Origin of the sequence: Streptomyces sp. NPDC087428 (assembly GCF_044744085.1) — a bacterium.
In the GTDB taxonomy this organism is placed as follows: Bacteria; Actinomycetota; Actinomycetes; order Streptomycetales; family Streptomycetaceae; genus Streptomyces.
On record NZ_JBIUXR010000007.1, the window covers coordinates 371,426 to 395,068 of the forward strand.

Consider the following 23,643-nt stretch of genomic DNA (forward strand, 5'->3'; position numbering starts at 1 on the left):
CACCCAGTACAGGCCCTAGATCCCCCGGTACTTCGGTGCCCGCCGCTCCACGAAGCTCGCCACGCCCTCGTTGGCGTCCCGCGTCGTCATGTTGATCTCCTGCGCCATGGCCTCGGCGGCGAACGCCGTGGCCCGGTCGGAGTCCAGCGAGGCGTTGACCAACTGCTTGGTGAGGGCGATCGAACGGGTGGGTCCCTCCGCCAGCCGCTGGGCCCACGCCCGCGCCGTCGCCGCCAGCTCCTCGTCCGGAACGGTCCGGTTGACGAGCCCCAGGCGCTCCGCGTCCCTCGCCGGGAGCGAGTCGCCGAAGAACATCAGCTCCTTGGCGCGCTGCGGCCCGATCAGCCGGGGCAGCAGGTACGCGCCACCGCCGTCCGGTACGAGGCCGCGGCGCACGAACACCTCGATGAACTTCGCCGATTCGGCGGCCAGCACCAGGTCGCAGGCGAACGCGAGATGGGCCCCGATGCCGGCCGCGGTGCCGTTGACGGCCGCGATGACGGGCTTCTCGCAGTCCAGGACCGCGGCGATCAGACGCTGCGCGCCGAGCCGGATCGTGCGGGCGACGTCGCCCGGCACCCGGTCACCGGTCGCCCGTGCGCCCCGCAGATCGGCTCCGGCGCAGAAGCCGCGGCCGGTGGCGGTCAGGACGACGGCCCGGACCCCGGGGTCGGCGGAGGCCTCCGCGAGCAGCGCGATGACGCGTTCGCGCTGGTCCCAGGTGACGGCGTTCATCGCCTCCGGGCGGTTGAGGGTGATCCACGAGACGCCGTTGTCAGTGGTGTGGAGTATCAATGATTCAGGCGATCCGGACGGGTCGTGGTGGTCGGTGGTGTCTTCGGGGGAGGACGGCATGAGGCAGCTCCTGAGCAGGTGGTGGGCCCGATGGCGGGTGCGGCGGCGGGGCCGGTCAGCGGCAGACGGCGAGGGCGTCCAGCGCCACCGCGCCCTGTCCGCGCCCCAGCACCATGAGCGGGTTGATGTCCAGTTCGCAGAGGTCGTCGCCCAGTTCCAGCGCCATCCGCTGTACCCGCAGCACCACTTCGACGAGCGCGTCCACGTCCACCGGCGGTCCGCCGCGCACCCCTTCCAGCAGGGCCCGGCCGCGCAGCTCGCCGAGCATCGCCCGCGCCTGGTCCTCGCCGAACGGCGGGACCCGCACCGCCGCGTCGTGCAGCACCTCGACCAGTACGCCGCCGAGCCCGACGGTCACGGTCGGGCCGAACAGGGCATCCTGCGTGACGCCGACCATCATCTCGACGCCGCGCTCGACCATCTGGCAGACCAGGATGCCGTCCAGCTCGATGTCCTCGTAGCGTGCGATGTCGGTCAGTTCGCGGTAGGCGTCCCGCACCTGGCTGGCGGAGGTGAGGCCGACCTTGACCAGGCCCAGTTCGGTCTTGTGGGCCAGCCGTGCGCCGGAGGCCTTCATGACGACGGGGTAGCCGACCAGTCCCGCCGCCCGGACGGCCGCCGCGGCGCTGGTCACCAACTGCTCGCGGGGCACCCGGATTCCGTATGCCCGCAGCAGCTGCTTCGCCGCGTGCTCGCTCAGCTGGTGGCCCGGACGCATCAGTGCCTGCGCCTTGCGGAAGGAGGGCGACGGCGTGCGCGGCGCCTCGTCGAAGGGGGAGCGGTAGGAGGCGGCGAACCGGTGGTGGTCCAGATAGGCCTTCACCGCGGTGATGCAGTTGCCGAACGTGCGGAAGGTGGCGACGCGGGAGGAGCCGAGCAGCGTCGTGCGGTAGGCGTCCTCGGTGCCGACGGGCGAGCCCCACACCACGCACACCAGCTTGTCCGTGGCCTCCGCCGCGTCCACCAGGTCCTGCGCGAGTTTGTCGCTCATCGGCGGGAAGGGGCCGGTGATCGGACAGATCAGCACCCCGACGGCGGGGTCCGCGAGAATCGCGTCGATGATCTTCCGGCCGCGCCAGTCACCGACCGGGTGCCCGCCGTTGTCGACCGGGTTCGCCACGTTCAGGTAGCCGGGTATCCAGGTGTGCAGCTCGGCCTGCTTCTCCTCGGACAGGACGGGGATGTCCAGGCCCGCCGCGGTCGCCAGGTCCGAGAAGTGCGCGCCCGTGCCGCCCGAGATCGAATAGACCACGACCCCGTCGGCCAGCGGCTTGCGCGCCCGTGCCAGGAGGGCCGCGGTGTCCTGGAGTTCGTCGAGGCCGTCCACCCGGATCACGCCGAACTGCCGCATCGCCGCGTCGACGACCTGGTCGGCGCCGGTCAGCTTGCCGGTGTGTGACGCGGCCATCCTGGCCCCCGTCTCCGTCCGTCCGACCTTGACCGCCACCACCGGGACCCCGGCCCGTGCCGCCCGGTCGGCGGCGAGCAGGAAGGAGCGCCCGTCCTTGAGCCCCTCCACGTAGCAGGCGATGGCCCCGACCTCGGGGCGCTGGGAGAAGTACGCGATGAAGTCGGCGGTCTCCAGATCCGCCTCGTTGCCCGTGGGCGCCCAGTGCGAGAGCCGCACGCCCAGCTCCTGGAGGGTGTAGACGGGGCGCCCCTGGTGGCCGGACTGGGTGATCAGCGCGATCGCCGGCCCGTCCAGGTCGTCCCGGAACTCCTCGAAGGCGTTGAGGTTGGTGTTCGGTCCGAGCAGCCGCAGCCCCGACCGCTCCACCGCGGCGGCCAGCCGGGCCTGTGCGGCGGCGCCCTTCGCCCCGGTCTCCGCGAAACCGGAGGCGAAGGCGACGGCGAACTTCACCTTGGCGTGCGCGAGTTCCTCGATCACCGGGAGCGGGTCGCCGACCAGCAGCACCGCCAGGTCCACCTGCTCCGGCAGATCGGCCACGGAAGGAGAGCAGGCCCGCCCGAAGACGGACTCCCGCGTGGGGTGCACCGGATACAGCCGCGCCCCGACCCGCTCGGCCCAGGCGATCAGCTGCCGGGTGATCCCGGTATTGGGCCGGCCGTCGGTGTCGGAGGCGCCGATGACGGCCACGGACTCCGGCCGGAAGAACCGGTCCAGGTCCGGTACGGCCGCGTGCAGCGGACGGCCGCTGACGTCGAGATCGCCTTCCGCGGCGGCGGCCGTCATGCTGTGGACGGCGGCGTGCGGCTCCTCGCCACAGGCCACCACCCTGGCGCGGAAGTCGGTGGTGAGGGTGCCGTGAGTCGATCCAAGCATCGTTCCGCCCACTCCTGCTCGAAGTTCCCCGGCGCTCGTGCCGCCCGGCCGGCGTCATAAGCTGACGCTCTGTCAGGTTACTGAACTGACGGCCCGTCAGGAATGGTTGTGCAGGCAAAGGCTGAGAGTGACGGTTCGGAGCGGGATCGCCGCAGCCCCCGCGGAGGCGTCCGGCGGGGGCTGAAGGCGGAGGTCGGAGGTGGGGGCGAGGAGTGAGGGGGCGGCGGTCGAGGGTGTGCGGGGTGGAGGGTGATGGGGTGCGGGCGGTGGTGGATCAGCGGGTGCGGGCGAGCTTCCTGGCGATCTTCTCGGCGTCCAGGGCCAGTTCGCGGAGCATGCCGCTGATCGGGTTGGTGAACCCGGTGAAGTAGAGACCGGGTGCCTGCTTCGGTGTGCGGCCGCCGTGCACCACCGGCCGCCCCCGGGCGTCCAGCACCCCGAGGTGGCCGACCAGCCCCTCCAGGGAGCGCAGATAGCCGGTGGCCGCGATGACCGCGTCCGGGGTGATCCGGGTCCCGTCGGCCAGCACCACCGCGTCCTTGTCGAAGGACTCGACGGCCGCCACCGGGACCACCCGGCCGCCCTTCACCGCGTCGATCAGCCCCACGTCCTGGACCGGGATGGCACCGTCCTTGACCCGTGAGTACAGGCCGGTGTCCGGGCGGGGGAGTCCCTGTTCGGCGAGGTCGGGCATGGAGACGCGGGTCAGCAGGCCCCCGGCCCGGTCGACGAGCGCGACCGGCAGCCGGCGCACCAGGATGCCGGTGCCCTGGGCGGGCCAGCCCAGCGTGGAGCGGCGCAGGATGTGCGGGACGGTGCGCACCGCGAGCCGTACCCGTGACGCGCCGCCCTCCACCAGGTCGACGGCGATCTCCGCCCCCGTGTTGCCGACGCCCACGACGAGGACGTCCTTGCCCGCGTAGGGGGCGGGGTCGCGGTAGTCGGCGGCGTGCACCAGTTCGCCGGTGAAGGTGTCGCGCCCGGACCAGTCGGGGATGCGCGGGGTGTGGTTGAAGCCGGTGGCCACGACCACGGCGCGGCCGGTCAGCTCCCGGCCGCCGGTCGCGGTCAGCCGCCACCCGGCGCCGTCCGGCGCCCGGTCGATGCGGGAGACCTCGACGCCCGTCACCACTTCCAGCTCGTGGTGCTCGGCGTACTTCTCCAGGTAGCGCACCACGTTGTCGCGCGACACCCAGCGGCCGAACCGGCGGGGCATGGGCAGCCCGGGGAGGGCGGACCAGCGCCGGGTGGTGTGCAGGTGCAGCCGGTCGTAGTGGCGCCGCCAGGACGCGCCGACGTCCGCCGACTTCTCCAGTACGACGGCCCGTTGCCCCTGCGCGCGCAGGGCCGCGGCGGCGGCGAGCCCGCCCGGACCGCCGCCGATGACGTACACGGGGCGGCCTTCGGTGAGGTCCGTGGGGGCCGGAATGGGGCTACCGGGGGTAGATGTGCTGTCGGGCATGGTTTGGAGCGTAATCGCGCGCCCTCTTGATGGGTCTCGGTCAAGACCGGAATCGATTGCGAATTGGTCACGGGTGCGCACTCATGCGCATCCCCTTGCGCGGCCCGCCGCTATCGGGTGAACTGACGCACCTGACCTGACGTACCGTCAGATTGCGCGAACGGGAGGGCCCCATGCGGACGATCTGGCTCGACGGAGCCGAGTGGCTCGCCGTGCTCCGAATAGGCCTCGGCCTGTGGTGGCTGGAGAGCTGGCGGCACAAGGACAAGAAGGGCTGGTTCGAGCGCGGCACCGGCATCGCCTGGGCGACGGGCGTGGCGGAGAAGCACCGCTGGCCGGTGGTGCGCGGCGGCTTCCAGAAGATCGTCGCACCGCGCCCGAAGGCGATGGCGTACGTCGTCGTCTACGCGGAACTCGCCCTGGGTCTGGGCCTGGTCACCGGCTTCCTTACCCCGGTCGCCCTGGTCGCGGGACTGCTGCTCAATCTGCTCTATCTGGTGCTGATGATCCACGACTGGGCCGAGCAGGGGCAGAACGCGATGATGGCGCTGATCTCCCTCGTCGCCCTGTTCGCCATGTCCTGGCAGACCTGGTCCCTCGACCACGCGATCGGACTCTTCCTGTGACGGCGACCCCACCGGCCCCCCGGGCCTCCACCCCACCGGCCCCCCGGGCCTCCACCCCACCGGCCCTCCGGGCCGCCGCCGCCCCGGCCCCCCGCCACGACCTGCCGGAGCCGGACGCCTCCACCCGCCCCTACTGGGACGCCGCCGCCGAGGGCCACCTGCTGCTGCGCCGCTGCCGGGCCTGCGACCAACCGCACCACTACCCGCGCGAGTTCTGCCCGCACTGCTGGAGCGAGGACGTCGGCTGGGAGCGGGCGAGCGGCCGGGCCACGCTCTACACCTGGTCCGTCGTCCACCGCAACGACCTGCCGCCGTTCGGCACCCGTGTGCCGTATGTCGCGGCCGTCGTCGACCTCGCGGAGGGGCCGCGGATGATGACGGAGGTCGTGGAGTGCGAGGAGTCCGCGCTCGCCATCGGCATGGAGCTCCGGGTGACGTTCCGGGAGGAGGAGGGGCGCGAGGCGGTGGCGGTGTTCCGGCCCTGCTGATCGTCGCGGAATGTGGTGCTGAGCCGGCGCGAGCGGATGGTGCCGCGGGCGGGCCACAGGACGTCAGCCCGTGACGTCGAACGTGGTGGCGCGGGGCGCGAAGGCCGTGCCCCCGTCCTTGGCCGTGGCCAGTGCGGAGACGTACCAGGTGCCCTTGTCCAGGTCGGCCGCCTCCCGCTTCGTGATCTTAGGCGTGTAGGTGCAGCGGCTGGTCTCGTCCGAGGTGCTCCTGCACGTGGCGCTCTCCACCGAGCGCAGCTCCGCCTCGGTCGGGTCGAGCTTCGAACTCGCGGGCCAGACAACGACCTTCAGGCCCCGGATGCCCGAGTCGTCGCTCACGTCCACGGTGTAGGTGAACGAGCCCGCGCTGTCGCCGGACGGAGCCGTGTAGCGAGCCGATCCGTGCTCCAGGGTCGGCTCCGTGGGGGTCGAGGCCAGGGCGAGGCCGCCGGCCGCCGCTCCGCAGAGGGCGACGGCGCCGATGAGCGAGGAGAAGACGATGCGCTTGGACATGGGAGGTCCTCCTGAGTTCGTTGGAAAGCTGGGTGGGAAACGCGCAAGAGCGTGAGAGAACCGCTGATGGAGCCGGTCCCTGGAAGCGGTCCTGGAAGTGGTCGTGGAAGTGGTCGTGGAAGCGGTGGCCGACCGCGTTCTCGATGTGATCGAGCCTAGGACCGGGGGCATGGCGCCGTCCTCGCCCCACGGGACGATTGGCACCTCGAACCACAGGCAGAGACTCTGCAACCCAGGTAAGAGACCGGGCTCCGCCTCCAGCCGGACTCGGGCCGCTCACCTGCGGCCCTAGCCTTGATCCGACATGAATCGAACCGACGACCGGCTGTTGCCGGTCCTGCTGATCTGCGCCCAGGCCGCGGTGTGGCCGGGGGCGCCGCTGGTGCGCGGGGCCGTCCCGCCCGCGTCCGCCCTTCTCGTGGCGGCCCTGGTCGCCGGAGTGGTGACGGCCGCGCTCGCCCTGCGCCGCACTCGCCCGGTGACCACCCTGGTCGTGGTCGCCGCCGCCTGCGCGCTGGGTGCCGGGCCGCTGCCCGCCGGGGCGACGGCGGTGCTCGGGACCGCGGGTGTCGCGCTCGCCCTGTTCACCGTGGCGACCGAAGATGACACCTTCACCGCCGTGCTGTGCGTGGTGGCGCTTGCCGCCTGGCAGCTCCTTCAGGGCATCGGCCTGCACGGGCTCAGTGACCGCGACGGGCTCGACCTCGTCCTGACCGCTCTGCTGTACGCGGCCGCGTGCGGCGCCGGCCTGTTCGTACGGCGAACCCGTCGCACCCGGCGGGCGGCCGAACAACTGCTGGAGCGGGCCGAGTCCGAGCGCCACCGGCTCCCGGCGTTCGAACGGCGGCGGATGGAGAGGGAGCTGCACGACGTCAGCGCCCACCATCTGACGGCCGTGGTGGTCACGGCGGGAGCGGCCCTCGGACTGCGCGAGCGCCGCCCCGAACTGGCCGAGGAGGCTCTGGAGTTCGCGGTCGAGACCGGCCGCGACGTCACCCGCGCGCTCGGCGCGGTACGAGCGCCGGCGCCCTCCCGGGGGAGTGAGCCGTCACCGGAGGAACGACTGCTGGACCTGGTCGCCGGGTTCCGGCGCCTGGACCAGCGGGTGGACTGCGAGATCACCCCCTTGCCGGACGGCGCCGTCGCGGACGCGGCGTACGGCATCGTGCGCGAGGCGCTGACCAACGTGGCACGGTACGCCCCCGGCGCCCACACGACGGTGCGGTGCCGGTACGGCGACACCCGCACCGATGTCGTCGTCACGAGCACGTCCCCGCAGGCCGGTGCGGTGGCGCACGGCGCGGGACTCGGCGGCGGTCGCGGGCAGGGCTTCCTCCAGTCCCGGGCCCGGGAGGCGGGCGGCAGCGTGCACAGCGGCCCGACGGCGGAGGGCGGCTGGGAGGTACGGGCGGTACTGCCGGGCCGGACGGCCACGACGGTGGAGCCGTCGGCGCCGAGGAACTACCGCGTGGCACAGGTGGTGGCAGCGGCGGGCCTGGTCCTGCAACCACTGCTCCCCGCCCTGGTCATCCGGGCCGAGGACACGTCGAGCGGGACGACGGTATCCGCGGGCGTCCTCTTCGCCCTGCTGGCGGCGGGCCAGGCGGTGGCCCTGCTGTGGCTGCGCAGGGCGCCGCGCACGGCGTACGGGATGCTGCTCGGGCTGGCGCTCCTGTGGCCGGTGGCGATGGCGGTGGGGAACTACGGCGGCCCGGTCCTCCTCCCGCCCGCACTGAGCCTGTCGGCCACGTGCGTGGCCCTCGCGGTGGGAGCGACCCGCACCGCAACGCCCGGAAAGGGGCGCGGAGCTGTCCGGAAGGGCGGCTCCGCCGCGAGGAAGGCTTCCCAGGAGTGGGGGAGCGGCCGGCCCTCACCGGCGCGCGGCCACGTCACGGCCGTGCTCCTCATGGTGCTGGTGCACGCCGCGGCCGCCACCACCGCGGTTCTGGACCGAGGGACGGCCGCTCCCGTCTGGATGGTCATCGCGGGAACCACGGCCGGCGCAACCCTTGCAGGCACCGCGGCTCACCTGACCGGACGCCGCCGCTCCCGGCGCCGACAAGCCGACCGCCGCGCACACGACGAGCGCCTCGCCGCCTGGACCGAGGAGGCCGTCCGCGACGCCTGGACCGAGCGCCGCCGCATCGCCGCCGGTCTCGAGACCACGGTTCTGGCCCGCACCGCCGACATGGTCACCGAGGCGGAGGCAGGCCGGCTCGACGCGACAGCGACCCGCGCCCGCGAGGCCCTGGCCGCGATGCGCGCCCTGCTCGACACCGTCCGGGACGGCGAGACGGAGATCGGGCTGCGGCCGCAGCCCACCCTCCAGGCGCTCGACCTGCTCGCCCACCAACTCCGGTCCACCGGCCGTGACATCGAGATACGGCTGACCGACCGGGTACCGGAACGACTGCCCACCGCCATCGACCTGGCCGCCTACCGCGCCGCGGAAACGGTCCTCGCGGCCGGCGGCGACGAGCCCGCGGTGCTCGCACTCGACGTGGAGAACGATACGTTGACGCTCACGGCCACCGGGGTGCCCGGCGCCGCCGACTCCGCCGTACGGGAGCGGCTGACCACGCGGGTCGCCGCGGTCGGCGGCACCCTGACCACCGGCCCGCCGGGGACGGTCCGCCTCCGGCTGCCACTCGCCGCCGCGCCGGACAACGAGGAGAGAGAGCGATGAGCCTCAACGTGCTGGTCGTCGACGACCAGGGCATCGTGCGGGCGGGGTTCGCCGCCGTGATCGACGCCGAGGAGGACATGACGGTCGTCGGCGAGGCCGCCGACGGCGCCGCCGCGGTGCGGCTGGCCGAAGAGCTGGCGCCCGACGTGGTCGTCATGGACGTACGCATGCCCGAACTGGACGGCATCGCCGCCACCCGCATCATCACCGGACGGGAGAACGCGCCCCGCGTCCTCGTCCTGACCACCTTCGACCTCGACGCGTACGTCTTCGACGCGCTGCGCGCCGGCGCCTCCGGCTTCCTCCTCAAGGACGTGGAACCCTCCCGACTGCTCCAGGGCATCCGGGAGGTGGCGGCCGGCGAGAGCGTACTCGCCCCGTCCGCGACCCGCCGCCTCATCGGCCACTACGCGTCCGGACCACCCGCCGCGGTCCCGGTCGGGAGCTCCCCCGAGCTGGACAGCCTGACCGGCAGCCAGCGGGGCGTCCTCACCCTGGTCGCGGCCGGACTCACCAACGCGGAGATCGCCGGGCGACTCGGCATCACCGTGGGCACCGTGAAGTCCCACGTGAACGCGCTGCTCCGCAAGCTCGGCCTGCGCGACCGCGTACAGGCGACGATCCTCGCGTACGACCTCGGCCTCGCCCGCCCGAACCCGCCCGGTACCCACCTCTGACCCCCGAGGCGCAACGAAGGAGTCCACCCCCATGACCGGTACCGATTCCGCATCCGGCCGATCCGTTCCCCGCCGGCTGCGCCACCATGTCGGCGTCATCGGCCTCGTCTACCTCGGCGTCTGTGCCGCCCTGCTCGGGTGGGCCCTGGTGGTGACCGCCGTCGACAGCTCGGGCGAGTCCATGGCCGGTGTCATCCCGGTCCTTGCCACCGCCCCCGGCAGCCTCGTGTTCCTCGTGTTGCCGGACAGCGCCGCCGTGTTCGTCATCGCCATCGTTCTCGGGGCAGGGGCCAACGCGGCGATCATCGGCTGGTGCACCCGCGCACTGCGCCGCGGCGGCCGCACGTCCTGAGGGCCTGCGCGGAGTCGTCCCGCGGCGCTGCGGGGGACCCGGGCGCCGGGTGGCGTGCGGGCGGTGTCAGGCTGAGGTTCCTTGATCCGTACGGCCGCGAGGGACGCACCCGATGAACACCGGCAGCTACTACGAGCGCATCGACGCACACCGCTACAAGCCCACCGCCCACGCGAGCGGTGCGTGGAGCACGGACGAAGTGCACTTCAGCCCGCTCGGCGGCCTCGTCGTCCACGCCATCGACCGGCACCTGGCCGACCGGCCGGGAACCGGCCTGCTGCTGTCCCGGATCAGCTTCGACATCCTCGGCCGCCTCGCCCTCGACGAGTGCGAGATCCGGGTCGAGACCATCCGGCCCGGCCGCACCATCGAACTGGTCGAAGCCGTCGCCCTCATCGCCGACCGCCCCGTCGTACGCGCCAGGGCCTGGTGCCTCGCCTCCGGCGACACCGCCGCGGTCGCCGGGGGCGCTGCCGACCGGCTCACGGCACCCGACGCCCTCGCGCCCTGGGCCATGGCCGATGTCTGGCCCGGCGGCTACATCGCGTCCATCGACGTCCGCCCGCTCGCGCCGCCCCGGCCGGGCCGCACGACCGCCTGGATCTCCACGCCCCTCGACCTCGTCGCGGGTGAGCCCGTCAGCGCGCTGGCGTCCTACGTCGCGCTCGTCGACACGGCCAACGGCATCGCCGTACGCCGGCAGCCCACCGACTGGACGTTCCCCAACGTCGATCTGACCATCCACCTGCACCGGCAGCCCGAAGGCCGCTGGACCGGGCTCGACACCACGGTCGTCTTCGGTCCGACGGGTCAGGGCATCACCAGCACCGTCCTGCACGACATCAACGGACCCGTCGGCCGGGCCGAGCAGATCCTCACCGTCCGGCCCGCTTAGTACCGGCCCGGCCCGCCGGCTCAGCGCGCCTGGTCCTTGCGCTGCCTGCGGCGCTCCAGGAGGTTGGGGTGGCGGATGAGCACGCCGCCCATGCCGCACGTGCCCGTGAGCCGGACCAGCGGCGCGCCCGGCAGCCGCTGGCCGGAGGTCTTGTCCTTGAGGCCGCCGAGCGAGGGATTCAGCCCGTCGGTGTCCGCCTGCCAGCCGACCGGGATCACGATCCGCACCCCGGCCATCTGCGCGTCCACCTCCACCTCGATCTCCCGCAGCCGGCACTCCGCCCGCGTGAAGTCGAGCCGCACGCCACCCATGCCGCCCTTCGCGTGAATCCGCGGCGGCACCTTCCAGCGCCCGGTCCGCTCCACGCCGTGGATACCGCCCCGCAGGACCAGCGGCTCACCCGGGTCGAACACGGCCGGCCCGAGGTCGTCGGTGAGCGGCGCGAGTTCGCCGCGCGTCTTGGCCATGAGCGCCTGCCCCAGCCGGGTGTCCAGCTCGTCGAGGTCGATCCGGCCCTCGGCCGCCGCCTCCCGCAACTGGTCCACGACCGCCTCGCGGTCGGCGTCGGAGGCACGCATACGGCCGGCGGATCGCGAGGGCTCTGCAGTCATGAACCTGATGATACGGACGCCCCCGCACCCGGCGGCAGCTCCCGCCCCGGCCGGTTCACTCCTCGGGTACGAGCTGCGCCGTCACCACTCCGTACAGCAACTCCGCGTCCACGAAGTCCCCTTCCTCCGGCGCCCCGCACCGCCAGCTCAGCGGATACGTGTTGCCGTGCGCCGCCGGAATCCCCACGTACTGGTCGCGGGCGGCCGGGCCGAAGCACGTCGCGCCGGGCGGCCAGCCGAAGTCCTGGCTCGCACCGGGCGCCAGCAGGAAGTACGTCCACCGCGCCCCCGCGATCTCCCGCACGACGGGCCCCGGATCGCCGTCGGTGAGGGTGGCCAGATGGTGCACCACCGCCTCGCCCCGTACGCCGCGCAGCCGGATCGCGTCGAAGTGAATGCCGGACAGGTGGAGTTGGAAACCCGAGGCGGGTACCCATTCGGGGAGTTTCTCGCTCGTCATGGCTACGAGCATTCCGCCGGTTGCGTAGCGTGACCAGGAGGACACGGTCCACATCAAGGTGATGTGGGAAGGGTGGTGGTGGCTGTGGGGACGAGCAACGAGCCGTCGCAGGTGCGGAGGCTGGTGGGGGACCTGATTCGCATCCATCGGGTGCGCGCGGGGCTGACGCAGAAGGACGCGTCGGAGAAGCTGTTGGTGTCGGAGTCCCTGCTGGGGGCGTACGAGCGGGCTGAGCGTATTCCGGCCCTGGAATTCCTGCGCGACGCGGACAAGGTGTTCGACGCGGGCGGGGCGTTGAAGGCGTGCTGTGAGCTGGTGGACGAGGAGAAGTACTCGCCGAGGTTCCTGGACTGGGCGAAGTTGGAGCGGACGGCGCGAGTCATCAGCGCGTACGAGACCATGCTGATCCCTGGCCTGCTCCAGACGGAGGAGTACGCGTACGCGCTGCACCGCTCCCGCGTACCGGCGTACTCCGAGGCCGAGATCATCCGGCACGTCGAAGCGAGGCTGGAGCGGCAGGCGGTGCTCTCGCGCACGTCTCCGCCGCGCATCGGCTACGTCATCGAGGAATCGGTCCTGGACCGGACCCTCGGCGGACCCGAGGTGCTGAAGGGACAACTGCGGCACTTGCTCGACTGCGTTGAGCGGTTCAACCACCTGACGGTGCAGGTGATGCCGTCGGCCCAGCACACGCACGGAGGCTTGAACGGGCCCATGCAGTTGATGTCCACTGCGGAAGGCCGCACTTTGCTGTTCGCGGAGGGGCAGGGCGGCGATAGGTTGATCTCGAAGCCGGAGCAGGTGGGCGATCTGTTCGACCTCTTCGGGATCCTGCGGGCGCAGGCGCTCAACCCTTGGAAGTCCGCGGAGGTCATCGAGACGAAGGTGGGACAACTGTGAACCACGGACCCGGACTGACCTGGTTCAAGTCCAGCTACAGCAACAACGAGGGCGGGGCCTGCATCGAAGTCGCCTACGTCTGGCACAAGTCCAGCTACAGCAACAACGAGGGTGAAGCCTGCGTAGAGGTCGCCGCCTGCCCGCACACCGTCCACGTCCGCGACTCCAAGGTCACCGACGGGCCGACCTTCGCGGTCGCCCCCGCCGCCTGGACCGCGTTCCTGGGGCACGCGGCCGGCAACGGCTGACCGGTGCGCCGGGGTCGGTCGAGTGGGGGCAAACGTCATCGCACCGAGGGGTGTTGATCCTTAGACTGCCCGGATGCCAGTAACGGATCTCCAGCGCATCGCGGCCTTTCGCCTGTCCTTCGCCCGGCGGCAGGCCGCGGTCGTGACCGAGGTTCCCGGTGGCGTGGTGGTCCTGGACCCGGAGTACGGGGAGTCGTACGAGCACAACCAGCTCGTCATTGACGGATCACCGGATCCCGCCGGACTCCCGGCCCTGGCCGAGACGGCTCTCGGACACCTGCGCCACCGCCAGATCACCGTGCTCGACGACCGCACCGGTATCGACTGCGCACCCGCCCTCACCGCAGACGGCTACACCCACGTGACCGAACTCGTCATGACGTACGCCGGCTCCGTCGCCGTCCCGGACCCGCCCGCGCAGACCGTGGCCATCGACGACCTGCGCCCCGCCCTGGTCGGCCAACTGCGCAGGTGGATGCCCGAGGCGGAGGACGCTGTGGTCAGCCAGCTGGCCGACCGCCGGACGACCCGGCTCCGGGGCGCAGAACAGGTCCGCTTCCTCGCCGTCCGCGACGAGGAGGGAACGGTCGGCTCCTGGGCCGACGTCTACTGCGACGTCCCCCAGGGGATCGCCCAGATCGAGGACGTCGTCACCGCCGACACCCACGTCCGGCGCGGCTACGCGGACACTCTTCTCGCCACCGCTCTGCAGCACGCGTCGGACTGCGGCCTGGTCTTCCTCCTGGCCGACCCCGACGACTGGCCGCACACCTGGTACACCCGCCGGGGGTTCACGCCGATCGGGCGCTTCCACGTGTTCACCCGCGCTCAGGATCAGTAGGCGAGGGACGGACAGCATGGCCCGCAGGAGCGCCACGGGTGCAGAGGAGCCCGGGAAGTTCGTCGTGCGGCGCGCGAGCGGGTCGGATGCGGACGCGCTGGTCCGGATCGACTCGGTCGCGGCGGAAGGCGACGAGGGGCGGCGTACGAACATCGGGCGGTGGTGCGGTCAGGGCCTCGCGATCATGGCCGAGGACGCGTCCGGACCGCTTGGCTACTGCGTGGTGGAGTACACGTTCTTCGAGCAGGGCTTCGTCACGATGCTGATGGTGGCGCCCACCGCCCGTGGCCGGGGTGTGGGCGGGCGGCTGCTGGCGGAGGCCGTGACTTCGTGCGTCACCCCGAAGCTGTTCACCTCGACGAACGTCTCCAACCAGCCGATGCAGCGGCTGTTGCGGCGAGCGGGATGGGCGCCGGCCGGTCTGCTCCACGGCCTGGACGAGGGCGACCCGGAGCTGTTCTACCTCGGTCCGCGGGATACGGCCGCTGTTCGCCCATGACGCGGACCCGCCGCACCTGCTGAGACGCGCACCCTCACAGCCCCGGCGCCCCCCACACCGGGAACCACCGGGCCAGGTCCTTCTCCACGCGGAGGTCGTCGCCGAGGGCGGCGCGGACCTGGAGTTCGAGTTCGTTGTCGCGCTTCTCGCCGCCCGGCAGCGGGGCGAAGGGGTAGAACGTGCCGCGCTTGTAGAGGTACACCAGCGCCAGTGGCCGTTCCCGGTCGTCCCGGAAGCTGATCAGTGAGCAGAGGAGCTGTGGGCCGAAGCCGCCGTCCTGGAGGAGCGTGTTCACCGCGTGCAGGTCGTTGACGAGCGAGGCGGTGTCCTCGGCGGGCTGCCGGGCGAGCAGCCAGGTGTAGCCGTAGGAGTCCCGGCTGAACTCCACCGGGATGCCGCCGCTCGCGGTGTCCGCGTCCAGCAGCTCCTGTACGTCCTGCCGGATACGGGCGAACGTGCCGCCCTCCACGCCCGCGAAGCACACCGAGCCGAGGCCGGTCGGGACGAAGCCCGTCGCCGCCTGGAGGGTGAGGGCGGCGGACGGGACGGCGAAGAGCTGGTCGAGGTCGGGGCGGACCGGCTTGCTGCGGCCCAGGATGGTGTCGAGCAGGCCCATGGGCGCTCCTTACGGGTGGGCGAGGTCGGCGGAGATACGGGCCAGCTGGTCCAGGCGCTGTTCCAGCGTCGGGTGCGAGGAGAGCAGTCGGCTCAGGCTCTCCTTGGAGGAGAAGGCCGGGACGAAGTAGAAGGCGTTGTACGGCTCCGCCTTCCGCAGGTCCTCCGTAGGGATGCGGGCCATCTGGCCGCTCACCTTGGTGAGGGCGGAGGCGAGGGCCGAGGGGCGGCCGGTGAGCAGTGCGGCGGTGCGGTCGGCGGACAGCTCGCGGTAGCGCGACAGCAAGCGGGTCAGCAGGAAGCTCAGCGCATAGACCACCGCGCTGACCAGCGGAATCAGCATGATCGCGATGCCGATGGGGTCGTTGCTCCGGCTGGAACGGGAAAGTCCGCCCCATAGGGCGACACGGGTGATGATGCCGGCGAGTACGCCGAGGAACGAGGCGATCGTCATGACGGCGACGTCACGGTGTGCGACGTGCGACATCTCGTGGGCGAGCACGCCCTCCAGTTCCTCGGGCTCCAGTCTGCGCAGCAGACCGGTGGTCGCGCAGACGAGGGCGGTCTTCTCCGAGCGGCCGGTGGCGAAGGCGTTCGGCACGTCGCTCTGGGCGATGGCCACCCGCGGTTTGGGCATGTCGGCGAGGGCGCAGATCCGGTCGATGGCGCCGTGCAGTTCCGGCGCCTGCTCGGGGGTGACCTCGCGGGCGCCCATGCTGAAGGCCGCGATGCGGTCGCTGAACCAGAACTGGGCGATGAACATGCCGCCGACGACGATCAGGATGATCGGCCAGGCGCCGCGCAGCACGGCGAGCAGGACGCCGACCAGTACCACGTACAGCAGACCGATCAGGAACATGGTGGAGACCATGCGTGTGGTCAGGCCGCGGTCCGGGGCGTACCGGCTACGGGTTCGGGTCATGGGTGACCTCCAGTCCTCATCTGCTTCCCATAGTGCTCCTCGGCGGTTCGAAGCGGATAAGTACGACCGGTGGACAGACGGGTAAACGGACCGCTGGGGCGAGTAGTGGGGCGAGTGGTGGGGCGAGCGGTGGGGCGACCGTGGGGTGGCCGTGGGGTGGCCGGAAAGCGGTGGGTGCGGTTCCGGCCGTTGCCCGATGGGCGGATACGGGGGATTTGGCCGAACTACGCCTAGCCCATCTAGGTGCCTGGGGCATCTAGTGGGGGTGATCGGCAGGACTCCCCCATCTCTTTGCGAGGTCCTCCATGGCAGAGACCGAGACCGTCACCTTTCCCCAGAACCGCACCTGCCCCTACCACCCGCCGACGGGATATCCGAGTGAGAGCCGGGGGCAGCAGTCGGTGACCCCCGTCCGCATCTACACCGGCCGGACGGTGTGGCTGGTGACCGGTCACGCCGAGGCGCGGTCGCTCCTGGCGGACCCCAGGCTGTCGTCCGACCGGGAACACCCCGAGTTCCCGCTGTTCGCCAAGCGGCAGGCCGAGATCACCCAGCGGCGGGTGGAACTGATCGGCGTCGACGATCCGGAGCACAACGTCCAGCGCCGGATGCTGATCCCGAGCTTCACGGTCAGGCGGACGGCGGCCCTGCGGCCGCAGATCCGGGCGACCGTGGACACCCTGCTGGACGCGATGATCGAGCAGGGTCCGTCGGCCGACCTGGTCAACGCCTTCGCGCTGCCGGTGCCCTCCATGGTCATCTGCGCGCTGCTCGGGGTGCCCTACGAGGACCACGAGTTCTTCGAGGCGCAGTCGCGCAAGCTGCTCCGCGGCCCCGAGGCCTCCGACGTCGAGGCCGCGCGGGACGCGCTCGACGAGTACTTCCGGGCACTGATCGAGCGCAAGCGGCGCGCTCCCGGCGACGGACTGCTCGACGAGCTGATCGCCAAGCAGCTGGAGACCGGGGCGGTGGACCGCGAGGAGCTGGTGCGGCTGGCCGAGATCCTGCTCGTCGCGGGCCACGAGACGACCGCGAACATGATCTCGCTCGGCACCTTCACCCTTCTCCAGCACCCGGAACAGCTGGCCCTGCTGCGCGCCGCCGGTGCCGCTGCCGCTGCCGGCGACGACTCCGGTCCCGGGATGCCCGCCGCGGTGGAGGAGCTGCTGCGGTTCCTGTCCATCGCGGACGGGCTGTCGCGGGTGGCCGTCGAGGACATCGAGGTGGGCGGGGTGACCGTCCGGGCGGGTGACGGCGTCCTCCTGTCCACGGCGGTGATCAACCGGGACGAGTCCGTGTACCCGTCGGCCGATGAGCTGGACCTCGGCCGCAACGCGCGCAATCACGTGGCGTTCGGGTTCGGCATCCATCAGTGCCTGGGCCAGAACCTGGCGCGCGCCGAATTGGAGATCGCGCTGCCCGCCCTCTTCGAGCGTCTGCCCGGTCTGCGGCTGGCGGTGCCCGCCGAGGACATTCCGTTCAAGCCGGGGGACACGATCCAGGGGCTCCTGGAACTGCCCGTGACGTGGTGACCGACATCCGACCGGAAGGCCCTGCTGGGATGCAGATCAAGATCGATATCGACCGGGACGTGTGCATCGGCGCGGGGCAGTGCGCGCTCGCCGCGCCGAAGGTGTTCACCCAGGACGACGACGGGTTCAGTGAGCTGCTGCCCGAACCGGGAGACGCCCTCGCCGGCCCCCTGGTCGGTGAGGCGGCCCGCGCCTGTCCCGTGCAGGCGATCACGGTGAACTGAGCGGCCGGACGGCTGCCCCGCACGCCGCGGGGCAGCCGTCCGCCGGTCGGTCGGCCCGCCGGTCAGGGCCAGAGCAGCTCCCGCTGCCAGGACCCGGCGGGCTCCGAGGCTTCTGTGGTTCCCGCCGCCCCGGCCTCCCGGTGGTAGCGCAGCCGGATGTGCCGCCGCCGCGGGTCGCCCTGGAAGAACTCGACCTCGTACGGCTCGACCACGTACCGCGTCCAGCTCGCCACCTCCGCCTCCGGCTCCTCCCGGGCCCGGTCCCAGGCGGCGTCGGAGGCGCGGTCCAGCTCGGCGGACGAGCCCAGCACCTCGCTCTGCCGCCCCACCAGCGCCGAGGCCAGCGCCCCGGTGGAGCGGGCGTGCAGATCGGCTCCGCTCTCCGCGGCGGAGCACGCGGTGACCGGTCCCCGCACCCGTACCTGCCGCCCTCGCGCGGGCCAGTAGAAGCCCAGCGCGGCATGGGGGCGACCGGCGAGCTGGCGGCCCTTCGCGCTGGTGGCGTGCGTGGCGAAGTGCCAGCCGCGCTCGTCCGCGTCGTGCAGCATCAGCGTGCGCACATCGGGCCGGCCCTCCGCGTCGGCCGTGGCCAGGGTCATGGTGTGCGGCTCCACCTGCCCGGCGGCCACCGCCTCGGCGAACCAGGAGTGGAAGAGGGGGAGCGGGGCCCGCGGCGCGGCGGCCGGGTCGAAGGCGGGCAGCTCGATGTCCCACACACGCTGGGCGTGGAGCAGATCACGGAAGGCGCGCTGTGCGGCGGAGGCGGATGCGTCGGTCATGCGGCCATTGGACCTCACGGACCGGTCGGCACGGAGCCGGCGGCCCGGCGACGCCCGGGTCCGGGAGCCCGGCTCCCGGCCACCCCACCTCCCTCGCCCCCTCGCCCCCTCACCCTCGCCCCAGCACCACCGTCCCCGACGAGCAGAACCAGCCGCCCGTCCCCGACGCCACCGCCAGTTCCGGCAGCCGCCCGCCCGCCTTGCGGACCTGGCGGGCCCCCGCCTCGCCGCGTAGCTGGCGTACCGCCTCCACCAGCAGGAACAGGCCGCGCATTCCGGGGTGGCAGGCGGAGAGGCCGCCGCCGTCCGTGTTCACCGGGAACTCGCCGGTCAGCCCGGTGCGGCCCTTCTCGACGAACGCGCCGCCCTCGCCCTTGGCACAGAAGCCCAGGTCCTCCAGCGTCACCAGCGTCATGTAGGTGAACGCGTCGTAGATTTCGGCCAGATCGATGTCGGCGGGCCGCACCCCCGCCCGCTCGAAGGCCAGCCGGCCCGACACGGCGGCGGGGGAGACCGTGAAGTCGTCCCACTCGGACATGGCGGAGTGCGAGACGTGCTCGCCGGTGCCGAGGATCCAGACCGGGTCCTTCGCCGTGTCCGGTACGTACTCCTCGGCCGCCAGCAGCACCGCGCAGCCGCCGTCGCTGCGGATGCAGCAGTGCAGCTTGGTGAACGGGTCGGCGATCATCGGGCCCGACAGCACCTCGTCCACGGTGACCGGGTCGCGGAACATCGCGTCCGGGTTGGCGGCCGCGTTGGCGCGGGCCTGCACCGCCACCTCCGCGAGCTGCTCCAGGGTGGTGCCGTACTCGTGCATGTGGCGGCGCGCGGCCATCGCGTACTTGGCGATCAGCGAGTGCCCGTACGGCACCTCGAACTGGAGCGGGCCGCGGGCGCCGAAGGAGAGGTTGGACGTGCGGCGGCCCGCCTTGATGTCCGCGCGTGCCGTCGATCCGTACACCAGCAGTACGGCGTTGGCGCGGCCCGCCGCGATGGCGTCCGCCGCATGGGCCGCCATCACCTCCCAGGTCGAGCCGCCCACCGAGGTGGAGTCCACCCAGGTGGGTTTCAGCCCCAGGTACTCCGCGACCTCGACCGGGGCGAGCGTGCCGAGTCCGGCGGAGGCGAATCCGTCGACGACCGACCGGTCCAGGCCCGAGTCGGCGAGTGCCCGGCGGGCGGCCTGGGCGTGCAGGGCGTACGGCGTGGCGGTGTCGACACGTCCGCAGTCGGCGAGGGATATGCCGACGACAGCGACCTTGCGGTGGGAAGAGGGCATGAATCTGACGGTACATCAGATCAGCTTCGGGTGAACCGGATCGCGGCAGCCGGATCTTGTGGGCCGTCGCGGTGCGCGGCTCTGGGAATCTCGTACCATCCGTCCTAGCATGACGGCCCGTCAGATCAGAGGCTGTTCGGCCTCTGAGGGGAAGGAGTCCGACGATGGATGCCGCCTTCACCGCGGAACAGGACGAGATCCGCCGCACCTTGCGCGAACTGCTGGCCAGACACGGCGGAGCCGACGACGTCGGGAGCGCGGTGGGCACGCGGGACGGATACGACGCCGAGCTGTGGCGCCGGCTCGCCGGGGAGCTCGGGCTGCCCGGACTCGCCCTCCCGCAGGAGTACGGGGGTGCCGGCCGCGGCCCCGCCGAGCTCGCCGTCGTCTGCGAGGAGACGGGCCGCGCGCTGCTGCCGTCCCCGCTGCTCGCCACCGCCGTACTCACCGCGCCCCTGATCGCCGCCCTCGGCACAGGGGCGCAGCGCACCGCCCTGCTGCCGGCCGTCGCGGCGGGCGAGCTCACCGCGGCGCTGGCCGTCCCCGGCGGCTCGCTCTCCACCGCACTCGGCCTCACCGGCGACCTGACCGGCGGAAGCTGGGCGGGCGGCGGCCGGGCGGGCGGCGTCCAGGCCCGGCCGGCCGGTGACGCCGGGGGGTGGCGGCTGTACGGGGAGGCCGATCAGGTGCTGGACGGGCACACGGCGGGACTGCTCCTGGTCGCCGGGCACACGGGTGGCTTCCCGCGCAGCCGCACCCTGCTGTTCCTGGTCCGGACGGACGGGCCGCAGGCGCCCGCCGGACTCGTCCGCACCCCGCAGGCCGCACTCGACGAGACCCGGCCGCTCGCCCGCGTCCAACTGCGTGACACGGAGGCCGAACTCCTCGGCGCCGACGACGCGGTGGACGCCTCGGCGGCCCTCGCCGTGGCGGGCCGGGCCGCGGCCGCCGCGCTCGCCGCCGAGGCGGTGGGGACGGCGGCGGGCGCGCTGGAGCGGACGGTCGCCCACATCGCGGAGCGCGAGCGGCTCGGCCGTGCGACCGGCTCCTTCCAGGCGGTGAAGCACCGCCTCGCGGATCTGTACGTACAGGTGCAGTCGGCCCGCTCCGCGGCGTACTACGCGGCCCGGGACCCGGAGGCCGGCGGGCTCGCCCTCGCCCAGGCGCTGGAGGTCCTGCACGTCACCACCTCGGAGACCGCGCAACTGCACGGAGGCGTCGGCCTCACCCGGGAGCACGAGGCGCGTCGGTACTTCGAGCGGGCCGCCGCCGGTGAACTGCTCCTCGGCCCGGTGCACCGGCTCCGCGACCACGCGGCCCGGCGGGCGGGCCTCTTCGGCCCCGGTCCGCAGGCGGCCGGTCAGGGCGCGCCGGGACCCGCCGGGCAGGGACCGGCCGAACGGGTGGCGGTCTGATGGCGCCCGGCGTCCGCCTCGTCCAGAAGGTCTCCTCGACCCGGGCCTTCGCCCGGATCGCGCCCCATCTCGTACCGGCCATGGACCGCACGGTCCACCGGCTCACCCGCGGCCGGGTGCTGCTCAGCGCGCAGATGCTGCCGGGGGTCGTCCTGACGGTGCCGGGGGCGCGGAGCGGGCAGCTCAGGACCACTCCGCTGGCCTGCATGCCGGAGCACGGAGACGGCGATCCGGACCGGGCGGGCCAGGGCCGGGGCGGAAGGGGCAAGGGGGACCGGGGCGCCGGTGAACCGGGCAGCTGGATCCTGGTCGGCAGCAACTTCGGCCGTACCGGGCACCCGGCCTGGACGGCGAACCTGCTGGCGCATCCGGACGCGGCCGTCATCAGCTGGAAGGGCCGCGACATCCCGGTACGGGCCGGGCTGCTGGCGGGTGCCGAGCGGGCGGCGGTGTGGGAGACGGCGCTGAGGTTCTGGCCGCCCTACGCGGCGTACCAGGCGCGGATCGACCGCGAGATCCGGCTGTTCCGGCTGGAGCGGCGCGACGGTCCGGGGTGAGGGCGGGCGGCCTCACGGCGGTGTCCGGATACACCGACGGCGGACCACGTGCGTGGTCCGCCGTCGGTGAGACAGGACCTGGGGCGCCCGGGATCACCGTGCGTCACCCAGTACGGGGAATCCGGCGCGGGCGCTACTTCGTCGGCTTCTTGCCGGTGATGCCCAGATGCACCAACAGCGCGAGGTTCGGACGGAGTTCGGCCTGCTTCACACCCCAGGTGGTGAAGCCCTTCTGGTGCGAGGCGACCGCCGCCAGCATCGCGACCAGCGAACCGGCCATCGCCGCGGGGCTGATGTCCTTGTCCACCTTGCCCTTGGCCTGGAGCTCCTTCACCGAATCCGTGAGGGAGTTGGTGACGGAGTTGAGGATCTTCATACGGATCTTGTAGAAGCGCTTGTCGCCCTCGGCCGCGCCGAGGTCGACCACGCGCAGGATCGCGTCGTTGCGCCGCCAGAAGTCGAGGAATCCCTCGACGAGTTCTTCGGCGGTCTGCCAGCCCGACTTGCCGACCCAGGAGCGCCCGGCGACCAGTTCGGTCAGTCCGGCACCCTCCTTGGCCATCTCTTCGGCGATCTCGAGGACGGCGCCCTCGACGTCGGGGAAGTACTGGTAGAAGGTCGCGGGTGAAGTCCCCGCCTTCCGGGCGACGTCGATGACTTTGACGTCCCGGTACGGCGAGGAGCTGAGCATCTCGCTGAGGCAGTCGAGCAGCTTCTGCCGCGTCGCCTGTCCGCGTCGACCGGCCACGCGGCCGTCGACGGTGCGTACTTGTCCTGTCATGCCGTCAGCTTACCGACGGGTGATCGGAGCGCGATTCGGCCGACTGCAAATGGGGAGGGCGCCAGGCGTGGTGGGGGGAGTGCGGGGATTTCCGATGATGTGCCCCTCGGTTCCGCACGCCTTTCCGTGCGCCGGTCCCCACAATCTGATTAATGTTATCAACAGCCTGTGGATAACTTCCGTGGATAACTTTCCGTGACGACGGCATTCGAGGGTCTGGCATCGAATGTATGTTCGTATGGAAGGGGCTGAGGCGCGCACCGGGCGCCCCGCGGTTACGTTGGCTGTGACGAGCGTCACCGCGACGGAAGGATCCGGGCCCATGGCCGCATTCGCGCAGTCCGCGCCGTGCTGGGTGGATGTGCAGCTGCCTGACCTCGAAGCGGGCAAGCGCTTCTACGGTGCGCTCTTCGGCTGGACCTTCCGGGCGGGCGACGGGCCCTTCGCCGACGCCCTCAGCGACGGGGCCCTGGTCGCCGCGCTCGCCGCCAAGAAGGACGGCCGGATGCCGACCGCCTGGGGCGTCTACTTCGCGACCGACGACATCACCGCCTCCGTCGCCCGCATCCGGGAGGCGGGCGGGCAGGTGATCACCGAACCGGTCCGGGCCGGCCGGTCGGGGGTCCTCGCCCAGGCGGCCGACCCCGGCGGTGCGGTCTTCGGGCTGTGGCAGGCGGGTGAACGCAAGGGCTTCCAGAAGCAGAACGAGCCGGGCTCCTTCTGCTGGACCGAGGTCTACACCCGGCAGAAGGAACGCGTGGACCCCTTCTACGAGCGGGTCTTCGGCTTCCGCTCCGTCGATCCGGACGCGGCCGGCGCCGGTGCTCCGGGCACGGACGAGGCCGGCGTCGACTTCCGCATGTGGTCACCGGCCGGCACGGAGCCCGGCCCGGACACCGCCGTCGGCGGGCGCGGCGTCATCACCGACGCGTTCCCCGCCGTGATGCCGAGCTACTTCCTCACCTACTTCGCCGTGGCGGACTGCGACGAGTCGGCCGCGACCGTCGTCCGGCTCGGCGGCCGGGTCTCCGCACCGCCCTTCGACATCCGGTACGGGCGGATGGCGGTACTCCAGGACGACCAGGGCGCCGTCTTCGCCGTACTTCAGCCACCGGTGTCCTGATACCGCCCGGAGTGATCCA

26 protein-coding genes are annotated in these 23,643 nt (G+C 72.3%); 15 read left to right on the forward strand and 11 right to left on the reverse strand.

What is annotated here, in order from left to right; translation table 11 throughout:
- Positions 1-15 precede the first annotated feature (15 nt).
- From ACIO3R_RS17685 to ACIO3R_RS17695, 3 genes are all read right to left on the reverse strand, one after another.
- Positions 16-855, reverse strand: coding sequence for an enoyl-CoA hydratase/isomerase family protein (locus ACIO3R_RS17685; RefSeq protein ID WP_402106533.1), 840 nt, complete (start codon positions 853-855; stop codon positions 16-18).
- 55 nt (positions 856-910) lie between these two features.
- Complete coding sequence (locus ACIO3R_RS17690; protein ID WP_385031149.1) at positions 911-3,139, reverse strand: acetate--CoA ligase family protein; 2,229 nt, start codon at positions 3,137-3,139, stop codon at positions 911-913.
- 274 nt (positions 3,140-3,413) lie between these two features.
- Complete coding sequence (locus tag ACIO3R_RS17695; RefSeq protein ID WP_402106536.1) at positions 3,414-4,601, reverse strand: flavin-containing monooxygenase; 1,188 nt, start codon at positions 4,599-4,601, stop codon at positions 3,414-3,416.
- Between the two features lie 173 nt (positions 4,602-4,774).
- Here ACIO3R_RS17695 and ACIO3R_RS17700 point away from each other — a divergent pair, with 173 nt between their 5' ends.
- Entirely contained in the window at positions 4,775-5,227 is a 453-nt protein-coding gene (locus ACIO3R_RS17700) for a DoxX family protein (RefSeq protein ID WP_402106539.1), read from the forward strand.
- 101 nt (positions 5,228-5,328) lie between these two features.
- Entirely contained in the window at positions 5,329-5,715 is a 387-nt protein-coding gene (locus tag ACIO3R_RS17705) for a Zn-ribbon domain-containing OB-fold protein (protein WP_385031181.1), read from the forward strand.
- 63 nt (positions 5,716-5,778) lie between these two features.
- Here ACIO3R_RS17705 and ACIO3R_RS17710 read toward each other — a convergent pair whose 3' ends face one another.
- Positions 5,779-6,228, reverse strand: coding sequence for a DUF5707 domain-containing protein (locus tag ACIO3R_RS17710; RefSeq protein ID WP_385031140.1), 450 nt, complete (start codon positions 6,226-6,228; stop codon positions 5,779-5,781).
- A 304-nt stretch (positions 6,229-6,532) separates the two neighbouring features.
- Here ACIO3R_RS17710 and ACIO3R_RS17715 point away from each other — a divergent pair, with 304 nt between their 5' ends.
- The 4 genes from ACIO3R_RS17715 to ACIO3R_RS17730 all read left to right on the forward strand — a co-directional run bounded on the left by ACIO3R_RS17715 (position 6,533) and on the right by ACIO3R_RS17730 (position 10,838).
- Entirely contained in the window at positions 6,533-8,914 is a 2,382-nt protein-coding gene (locus ACIO3R_RS17715; RefSeq protein ID WP_385031137.1) for a histidine kinase, read from the forward strand.
- Positions 8,911-9,591 carry a response regulator gene (locus ACIO3R_RS17720; RefSeq protein WP_385031134.1) on the forward strand — a complete coding sequence of 227 codons (681 nt, stop codon included), beginning with the start codon at positions 8,911-8,913 and terminating at the stop codon, positions 9,589-9,591. Before ACIO3R_RS17715 ends, ACIO3R_RS17720 begins: the two co-directional genes overlap by 4 nt.
- 31 nt (positions 9,592-9,622) lie before the next feature.
- Positions 9,623-9,943: an SCO4225 family membrane protein gene (locus ACIO3R_RS17725; protein ID WP_402106543.1), complete on the forward strand. Its 321-nt coding sequence runs from the start codon at positions 9,623-9,625 to the stop codon at positions 9,941-9,943.
- A 112-nt stretch (positions 9,944-10,055) separates the two neighbouring features.
- Positions 10,056-10,838 carry a thioesterase family protein gene (locus tag ACIO3R_RS17730; protein WP_402106545.1) on the forward strand — a complete coding sequence of 261 codons (783 nt, stop codon included), beginning with the start codon at positions 10,056-10,058 and terminating at the stop codon, positions 10,836-10,838.
- 20 nt (positions 10,839-10,858) lie between these two features.
- Here ACIO3R_RS17730 and ACIO3R_RS17735 read toward each other — a convergent pair whose 3' ends face one another.
- Complete coding sequence (locus tag ACIO3R_RS17735) at positions 10,859-11,449, reverse strand: DUF1707 domain-containing protein (protein ID WP_385031125.1); 591 nt, start codon at positions 11,447-11,449, stop codon at positions 10,859-10,861.
- A gap of 55 nt (positions 11,450-11,504) precedes the next feature.
- Positions 11,505-11,909: a hypothetical protein gene (locus ACIO3R_RS17740; RefSeq protein ID WP_385031122.1), complete on the reverse strand. Its 405-nt coding sequence runs from the start codon at positions 11,907-11,909 to the stop codon at positions 11,505-11,507.
- A gap of 123 nt (positions 11,910-12,032) precedes the next feature.
- Between ACIO3R_RS17740 and ACIO3R_RS17745 the strand changes: the two genes are divergently transcribed.
- From ACIO3R_RS17745 to ACIO3R_RS17760, 4 genes are all read left to right on the forward strand, one after another.
- Positions 12,033-12,809, forward strand: a complete 777-nt coding sequence (locus ACIO3R_RS17745; RefSeq protein WP_402106547.1) for a Scr1 family TA system antitoxin-like transcriptional regulator — start codon at positions 12,033-12,035, stop codon at positions 12,807-12,809.
- Positions 12,806-13,057 (forward strand): DUF397 domain-containing protein, encoded by a 252-nt coding sequence (locus ACIO3R_RS17750; protein WP_402106549.1) that lies wholly within the window; start codon positions 12,806-12,808, stop codon positions 13,055-13,057. Before ACIO3R_RS17745 ends, ACIO3R_RS17750 begins: the two co-directional genes overlap by 4 nt.
- Before the next feature lie 73 nt (positions 13,058-13,130).
- Positions 13,131-13,898, forward strand: a complete 768-nt coding sequence (locus ACIO3R_RS17755) for a GNAT family N-acetyltransferase (RefSeq protein WP_402106551.1) — start codon at positions 13,131-13,133, stop codon at positions 13,896-13,898.
- Between the two features lie 16 nt (positions 13,899-13,914).
- Positions 13,915-14,397, forward strand: coding sequence for a GNAT family N-acetyltransferase (locus ACIO3R_RS17760; RefSeq protein WP_402106552.1), 483 nt, complete (start codon positions 13,915-13,917; stop codon positions 14,395-14,397).
- Between the two features lie 34 nt (positions 14,398-14,431).
- Here the strand turns inward: ACIO3R_RS17760 and ACIO3R_RS17765 are convergent, their stop codons facing one another.
- Positions 14,432-15,013, reverse strand: coding sequence for a hypothetical protein (locus ACIO3R_RS17765; RefSeq protein ID WP_385031092.1), 582 nt, complete (start codon positions 15,011-15,013; stop codon positions 14,432-14,434).
- Positions 15,014-15,022: 9 nt separating this feature from the next.
- On the reverse strand, positions 15,023-15,934 hold the full coding sequence (gene htpX / locus ACIO3R_RS17770; protein ID WP_385031089.1) for a zinc metalloprotease HtpX: 912 nt from the start codon (positions 15,932-15,934) through the stop codon (positions 15,023-15,025).
- Between the two features lie 305 nt (positions 15,935-16,239).
- Here htpX and ACIO3R_RS17775 point away from each other — a divergent pair, with 305 nt between their 5' ends.
- Together ACIO3R_RS17775 and ACIO3R_RS17780 are read left to right on the forward strand one after the other, a co-directional pair.
- Positions 16,240-17,466, forward strand: coding sequence for a cytochrome P450 (locus tag ACIO3R_RS17775; protein ID WP_402106555.1), 1,227 nt, complete (start codon positions 16,240-16,242; stop codon positions 17,464-17,466).
- A gap of 35 nt (positions 17,467-17,501) precedes the next feature.
- Positions 17,502-17,690 (forward strand): ferredoxin, encoded by a 189-nt coding sequence (locus tag ACIO3R_RS17780; RefSeq protein ID WP_123462335.1) that lies wholly within the window; start codon positions 17,502-17,504, stop codon positions 17,688-17,690.
- A gap of 62 nt (positions 17,691-17,752) precedes the next feature.
- Here ACIO3R_RS17780 and ACIO3R_RS17785 read toward each other — a convergent pair whose 3' ends face one another.
- Both ACIO3R_RS17785 and ACIO3R_RS17790 read right to left on the reverse strand, forming a co-directional pair.
- Positions 17,753-18,469 carry a pyridoxal 5'-phosphate synthase gene (locus tag ACIO3R_RS17785; RefSeq protein WP_402106558.1) on the reverse strand — a complete coding sequence of 239 codons (717 nt, stop codon included), beginning with the start codon at positions 18,467-18,469 and terminating at the stop codon, positions 17,753-17,755.
- Positions 18,470-18,578: 109 nt separating this feature from the next.
- The gene (locus tag ACIO3R_RS17790; RefSeq protein WP_385346855.1) at positions 18,579-19,748 is read right to left on the reverse strand and encodes a thiolase C-terminal domain-containing protein; all 1,170 of its coding nucleotides are present in this window, start codon (positions 19,746-19,748) and stop codon (positions 18,579-18,581) included.
- Between the two features lie 164 nt (positions 19,749-19,912).
- On the opposite strand from ACIO3R_RS17790, the gene ACIO3R_RS17795 reads away from it, so the two are divergent.
- Positions 19,913-21,163, forward strand: a complete 1,251-nt coding sequence (locus ACIO3R_RS17795) for an acyl-CoA dehydrogenase family protein (protein ID WP_402106561.1) — start codon at positions 19,913-19,915, stop codon at positions 21,161-21,163.
- On the forward strand, positions 21,163-21,720 hold the full coding sequence (locus ACIO3R_RS17800; protein WP_385031073.1) for a nitroreductase family deazaflavin-dependent oxidoreductase: 558 nt from the start codon (positions 21,163-21,165) through the stop codon (positions 21,718-21,720). Before ACIO3R_RS17795 ends, ACIO3R_RS17800 begins: the two co-directional genes overlap by 1 nt.
- Positions 21,721-21,853: 133 nt before the next feature.
- Here the strand turns inward: ACIO3R_RS17800 and ACIO3R_RS17805 are convergent, their stop codons facing one another.
- A complete protein-coding gene (locus ACIO3R_RS17805) occupies positions 21,854-22,501 on the reverse strand; it encodes a TetR family transcriptional regulator (protein ID WP_363024278.1) in 648 nt (215 codons plus the stop codon).
- Between the two features lie 322 nt (positions 22,502-22,823).
- On the opposite strand from ACIO3R_RS17805, the gene ACIO3R_RS17810 reads away from it, so the two are divergent.
- Positions 22,824-23,624, forward strand: a complete 801-nt coding sequence (locus ACIO3R_RS17810; protein ID WP_385031068.1) for a VOC family protein — start codon at positions 22,824-22,826, stop codon at positions 23,622-23,624.
- Positions 23,625-23,643 lie beyond the last annotated feature (19 nt).

What these genes read in the sequence shown, in the direction of transcription:
- ACIO3R_RS17740 (WP_385031122.1), bottom strand. Translation starts at nt 11,909, where the DNA reads ATGACGAGCGAGAAACTCCCCGAATGGGTACCCGCCTCGGGTTTCCAA.
- ACIO3R_RS17795 (WP_402106561.1), top strand. Translation starts at nt 19,913, where the DNA reads ATGGATGCCGCCTTCACCGCGGAACAGGACGAGATCCGCCGCACCTTG.
- ACIO3R_RS17735 (WP_385031125.1), bottom strand. Translation starts at nt 11,449, where the DNA reads ATGACTGCAGAGCCCTCGCGATCCGCCGGCCGTATGCGTGCCTCCGAC.
- ACIO3R_RS17810 (WP_385031068.1), top strand. Translation starts at nt 22,824, where the DNA reads ATGGCCGCATTCGCGCAGTCCGCGCCGTGCTGGGTGGATGTGCAGCTG.
- ACIO3R_RS17720 (WP_385031134.1), top strand. Translation starts at nt 8,911, where the DNA reads ATGAGCCTCAACGTGCTGGTCGTCGACGACCAGGGCATCGTGCGGGCG.
- ACIO3R_RS17760 (WP_402106552.1), top strand. Translation starts at nt 13,915, where the DNA reads ATGGCCCGCAGGAGCGCCACGGGTGCAGAGGAGCCCGGGAAGTTCGTC.
- ACIO3R_RS17700 (WP_402106539.1), top strand. Translation starts at nt 4,775, where the DNA reads ATGCGGACGATCTGGCTCGACGGAGCCGAGTGGCTCGCCGTGCTCCGA.
- ACIO3R_RS17685 (WP_402106533.1), bottom strand. Translation starts at nt 855, where the DNA reads ATGCCGTCCTCCCCCGAAGACACCACCGACCACCACGACCCGTCCGGA.
- ACIO3R_RS17690 (WP_385031149.1), bottom strand. Translation starts at nt 3,139, where the DNA reads ATGCTTGGATCGACTCACGGCACCCTCACCACCGACTTCCGCGCCAGG.
- htpX (WP_385031089.1), bottom strand. Translation starts at nt 15,934, where the DNA reads ATGACCCGAACCCGTAGCCGGTACGCCCCGGACCGCGGCCTGACCACA.
- ACIO3R_RS17800 (WP_385031073.1), top strand. Translation starts at nt 21,163, where the DNA reads ATGGCGCCCGGCGTCCGCCTCGTCCAGAAGGTCTCCTCGACCCGGGCC.
- ACIO3R_RS17755 (WP_402106551.1), top strand. Translation starts at nt 13,131, where the DNA reads ATGCCAGTAACGGATCTCCAGCGCATCGCGGCCTTTCGCCTGTCCTTC.
- ACIO3R_RS17785 (WP_402106558.1), bottom strand. Translation starts at nt 18,469, where the DNA reads ATGACCGACGCATCCGCCTCCGCCGCACAGCGCGCCTTCCGTGATCTG.
- ACIO3R_RS17765 (WP_385031092.1), bottom strand. Translation starts at nt 15,013, where the DNA reads ATGGGCCTGCTCGACACCATCCTGGGCCGCAGCAAGCCGGTCCGCCCC.
- ACIO3R_RS17730 (WP_402106545.1), top strand. Translation starts at nt 10,056, where the DNA reads ATGAACACCGGCAGCTACTACGAGCGCATCGACGCACACCGCTACAAG.
- ACIO3R_RS17805 (WP_363024278.1), bottom strand. Translation starts at nt 22,501, where the DNA reads ATGACAGGACAAGTACGCACCGTCGACGGCCGCGTGGCCGGTCGACGC.
- ACIO3R_RS17710 (WP_385031140.1), bottom strand. Translation starts at nt 6,228, where the DNA reads ATGTCCAAGCGCATCGTCTTCTCCTCGCTCATCGGCGCCGTCGCCCTC.
- ACIO3R_RS17775 (WP_402106555.1), top strand. Translation starts at nt 16,240, where the DNA reads ATGGCAGAGACCGAGACCGTCACCTTTCCCCAGAACCGCACCTGCCCC.
- ACIO3R_RS17715 (WP_385031137.1), top strand. Translation starts at nt 6,533, where the DNA reads ATGAATCGAACCGACGACCGGCTGTTGCCGGTCCTGCTGATCTGCGCC.
- ACIO3R_RS17725 (WP_402106543.1), top strand. Translation starts at nt 9,623, where the DNA reads ATGACCGGTACCGATTCCGCATCCGGCCGATCCGTTCCCCGCCGGCTG.
- ACIO3R_RS17790 (WP_385346855.1), bottom strand. Translation starts at nt 19,748, where the DNA reads ATGCCCTCTTCCCACCGCAAGGTCGCTGTCGTCGGCATATCCCTCGCC.
- ACIO3R_RS17695 (WP_402106536.1), bottom strand. Translation starts at nt 4,601, where the DNA reads ATGCCCGACAGCACATCTACCCCCGGTAGCCCCATTCCGGCCCCCACG.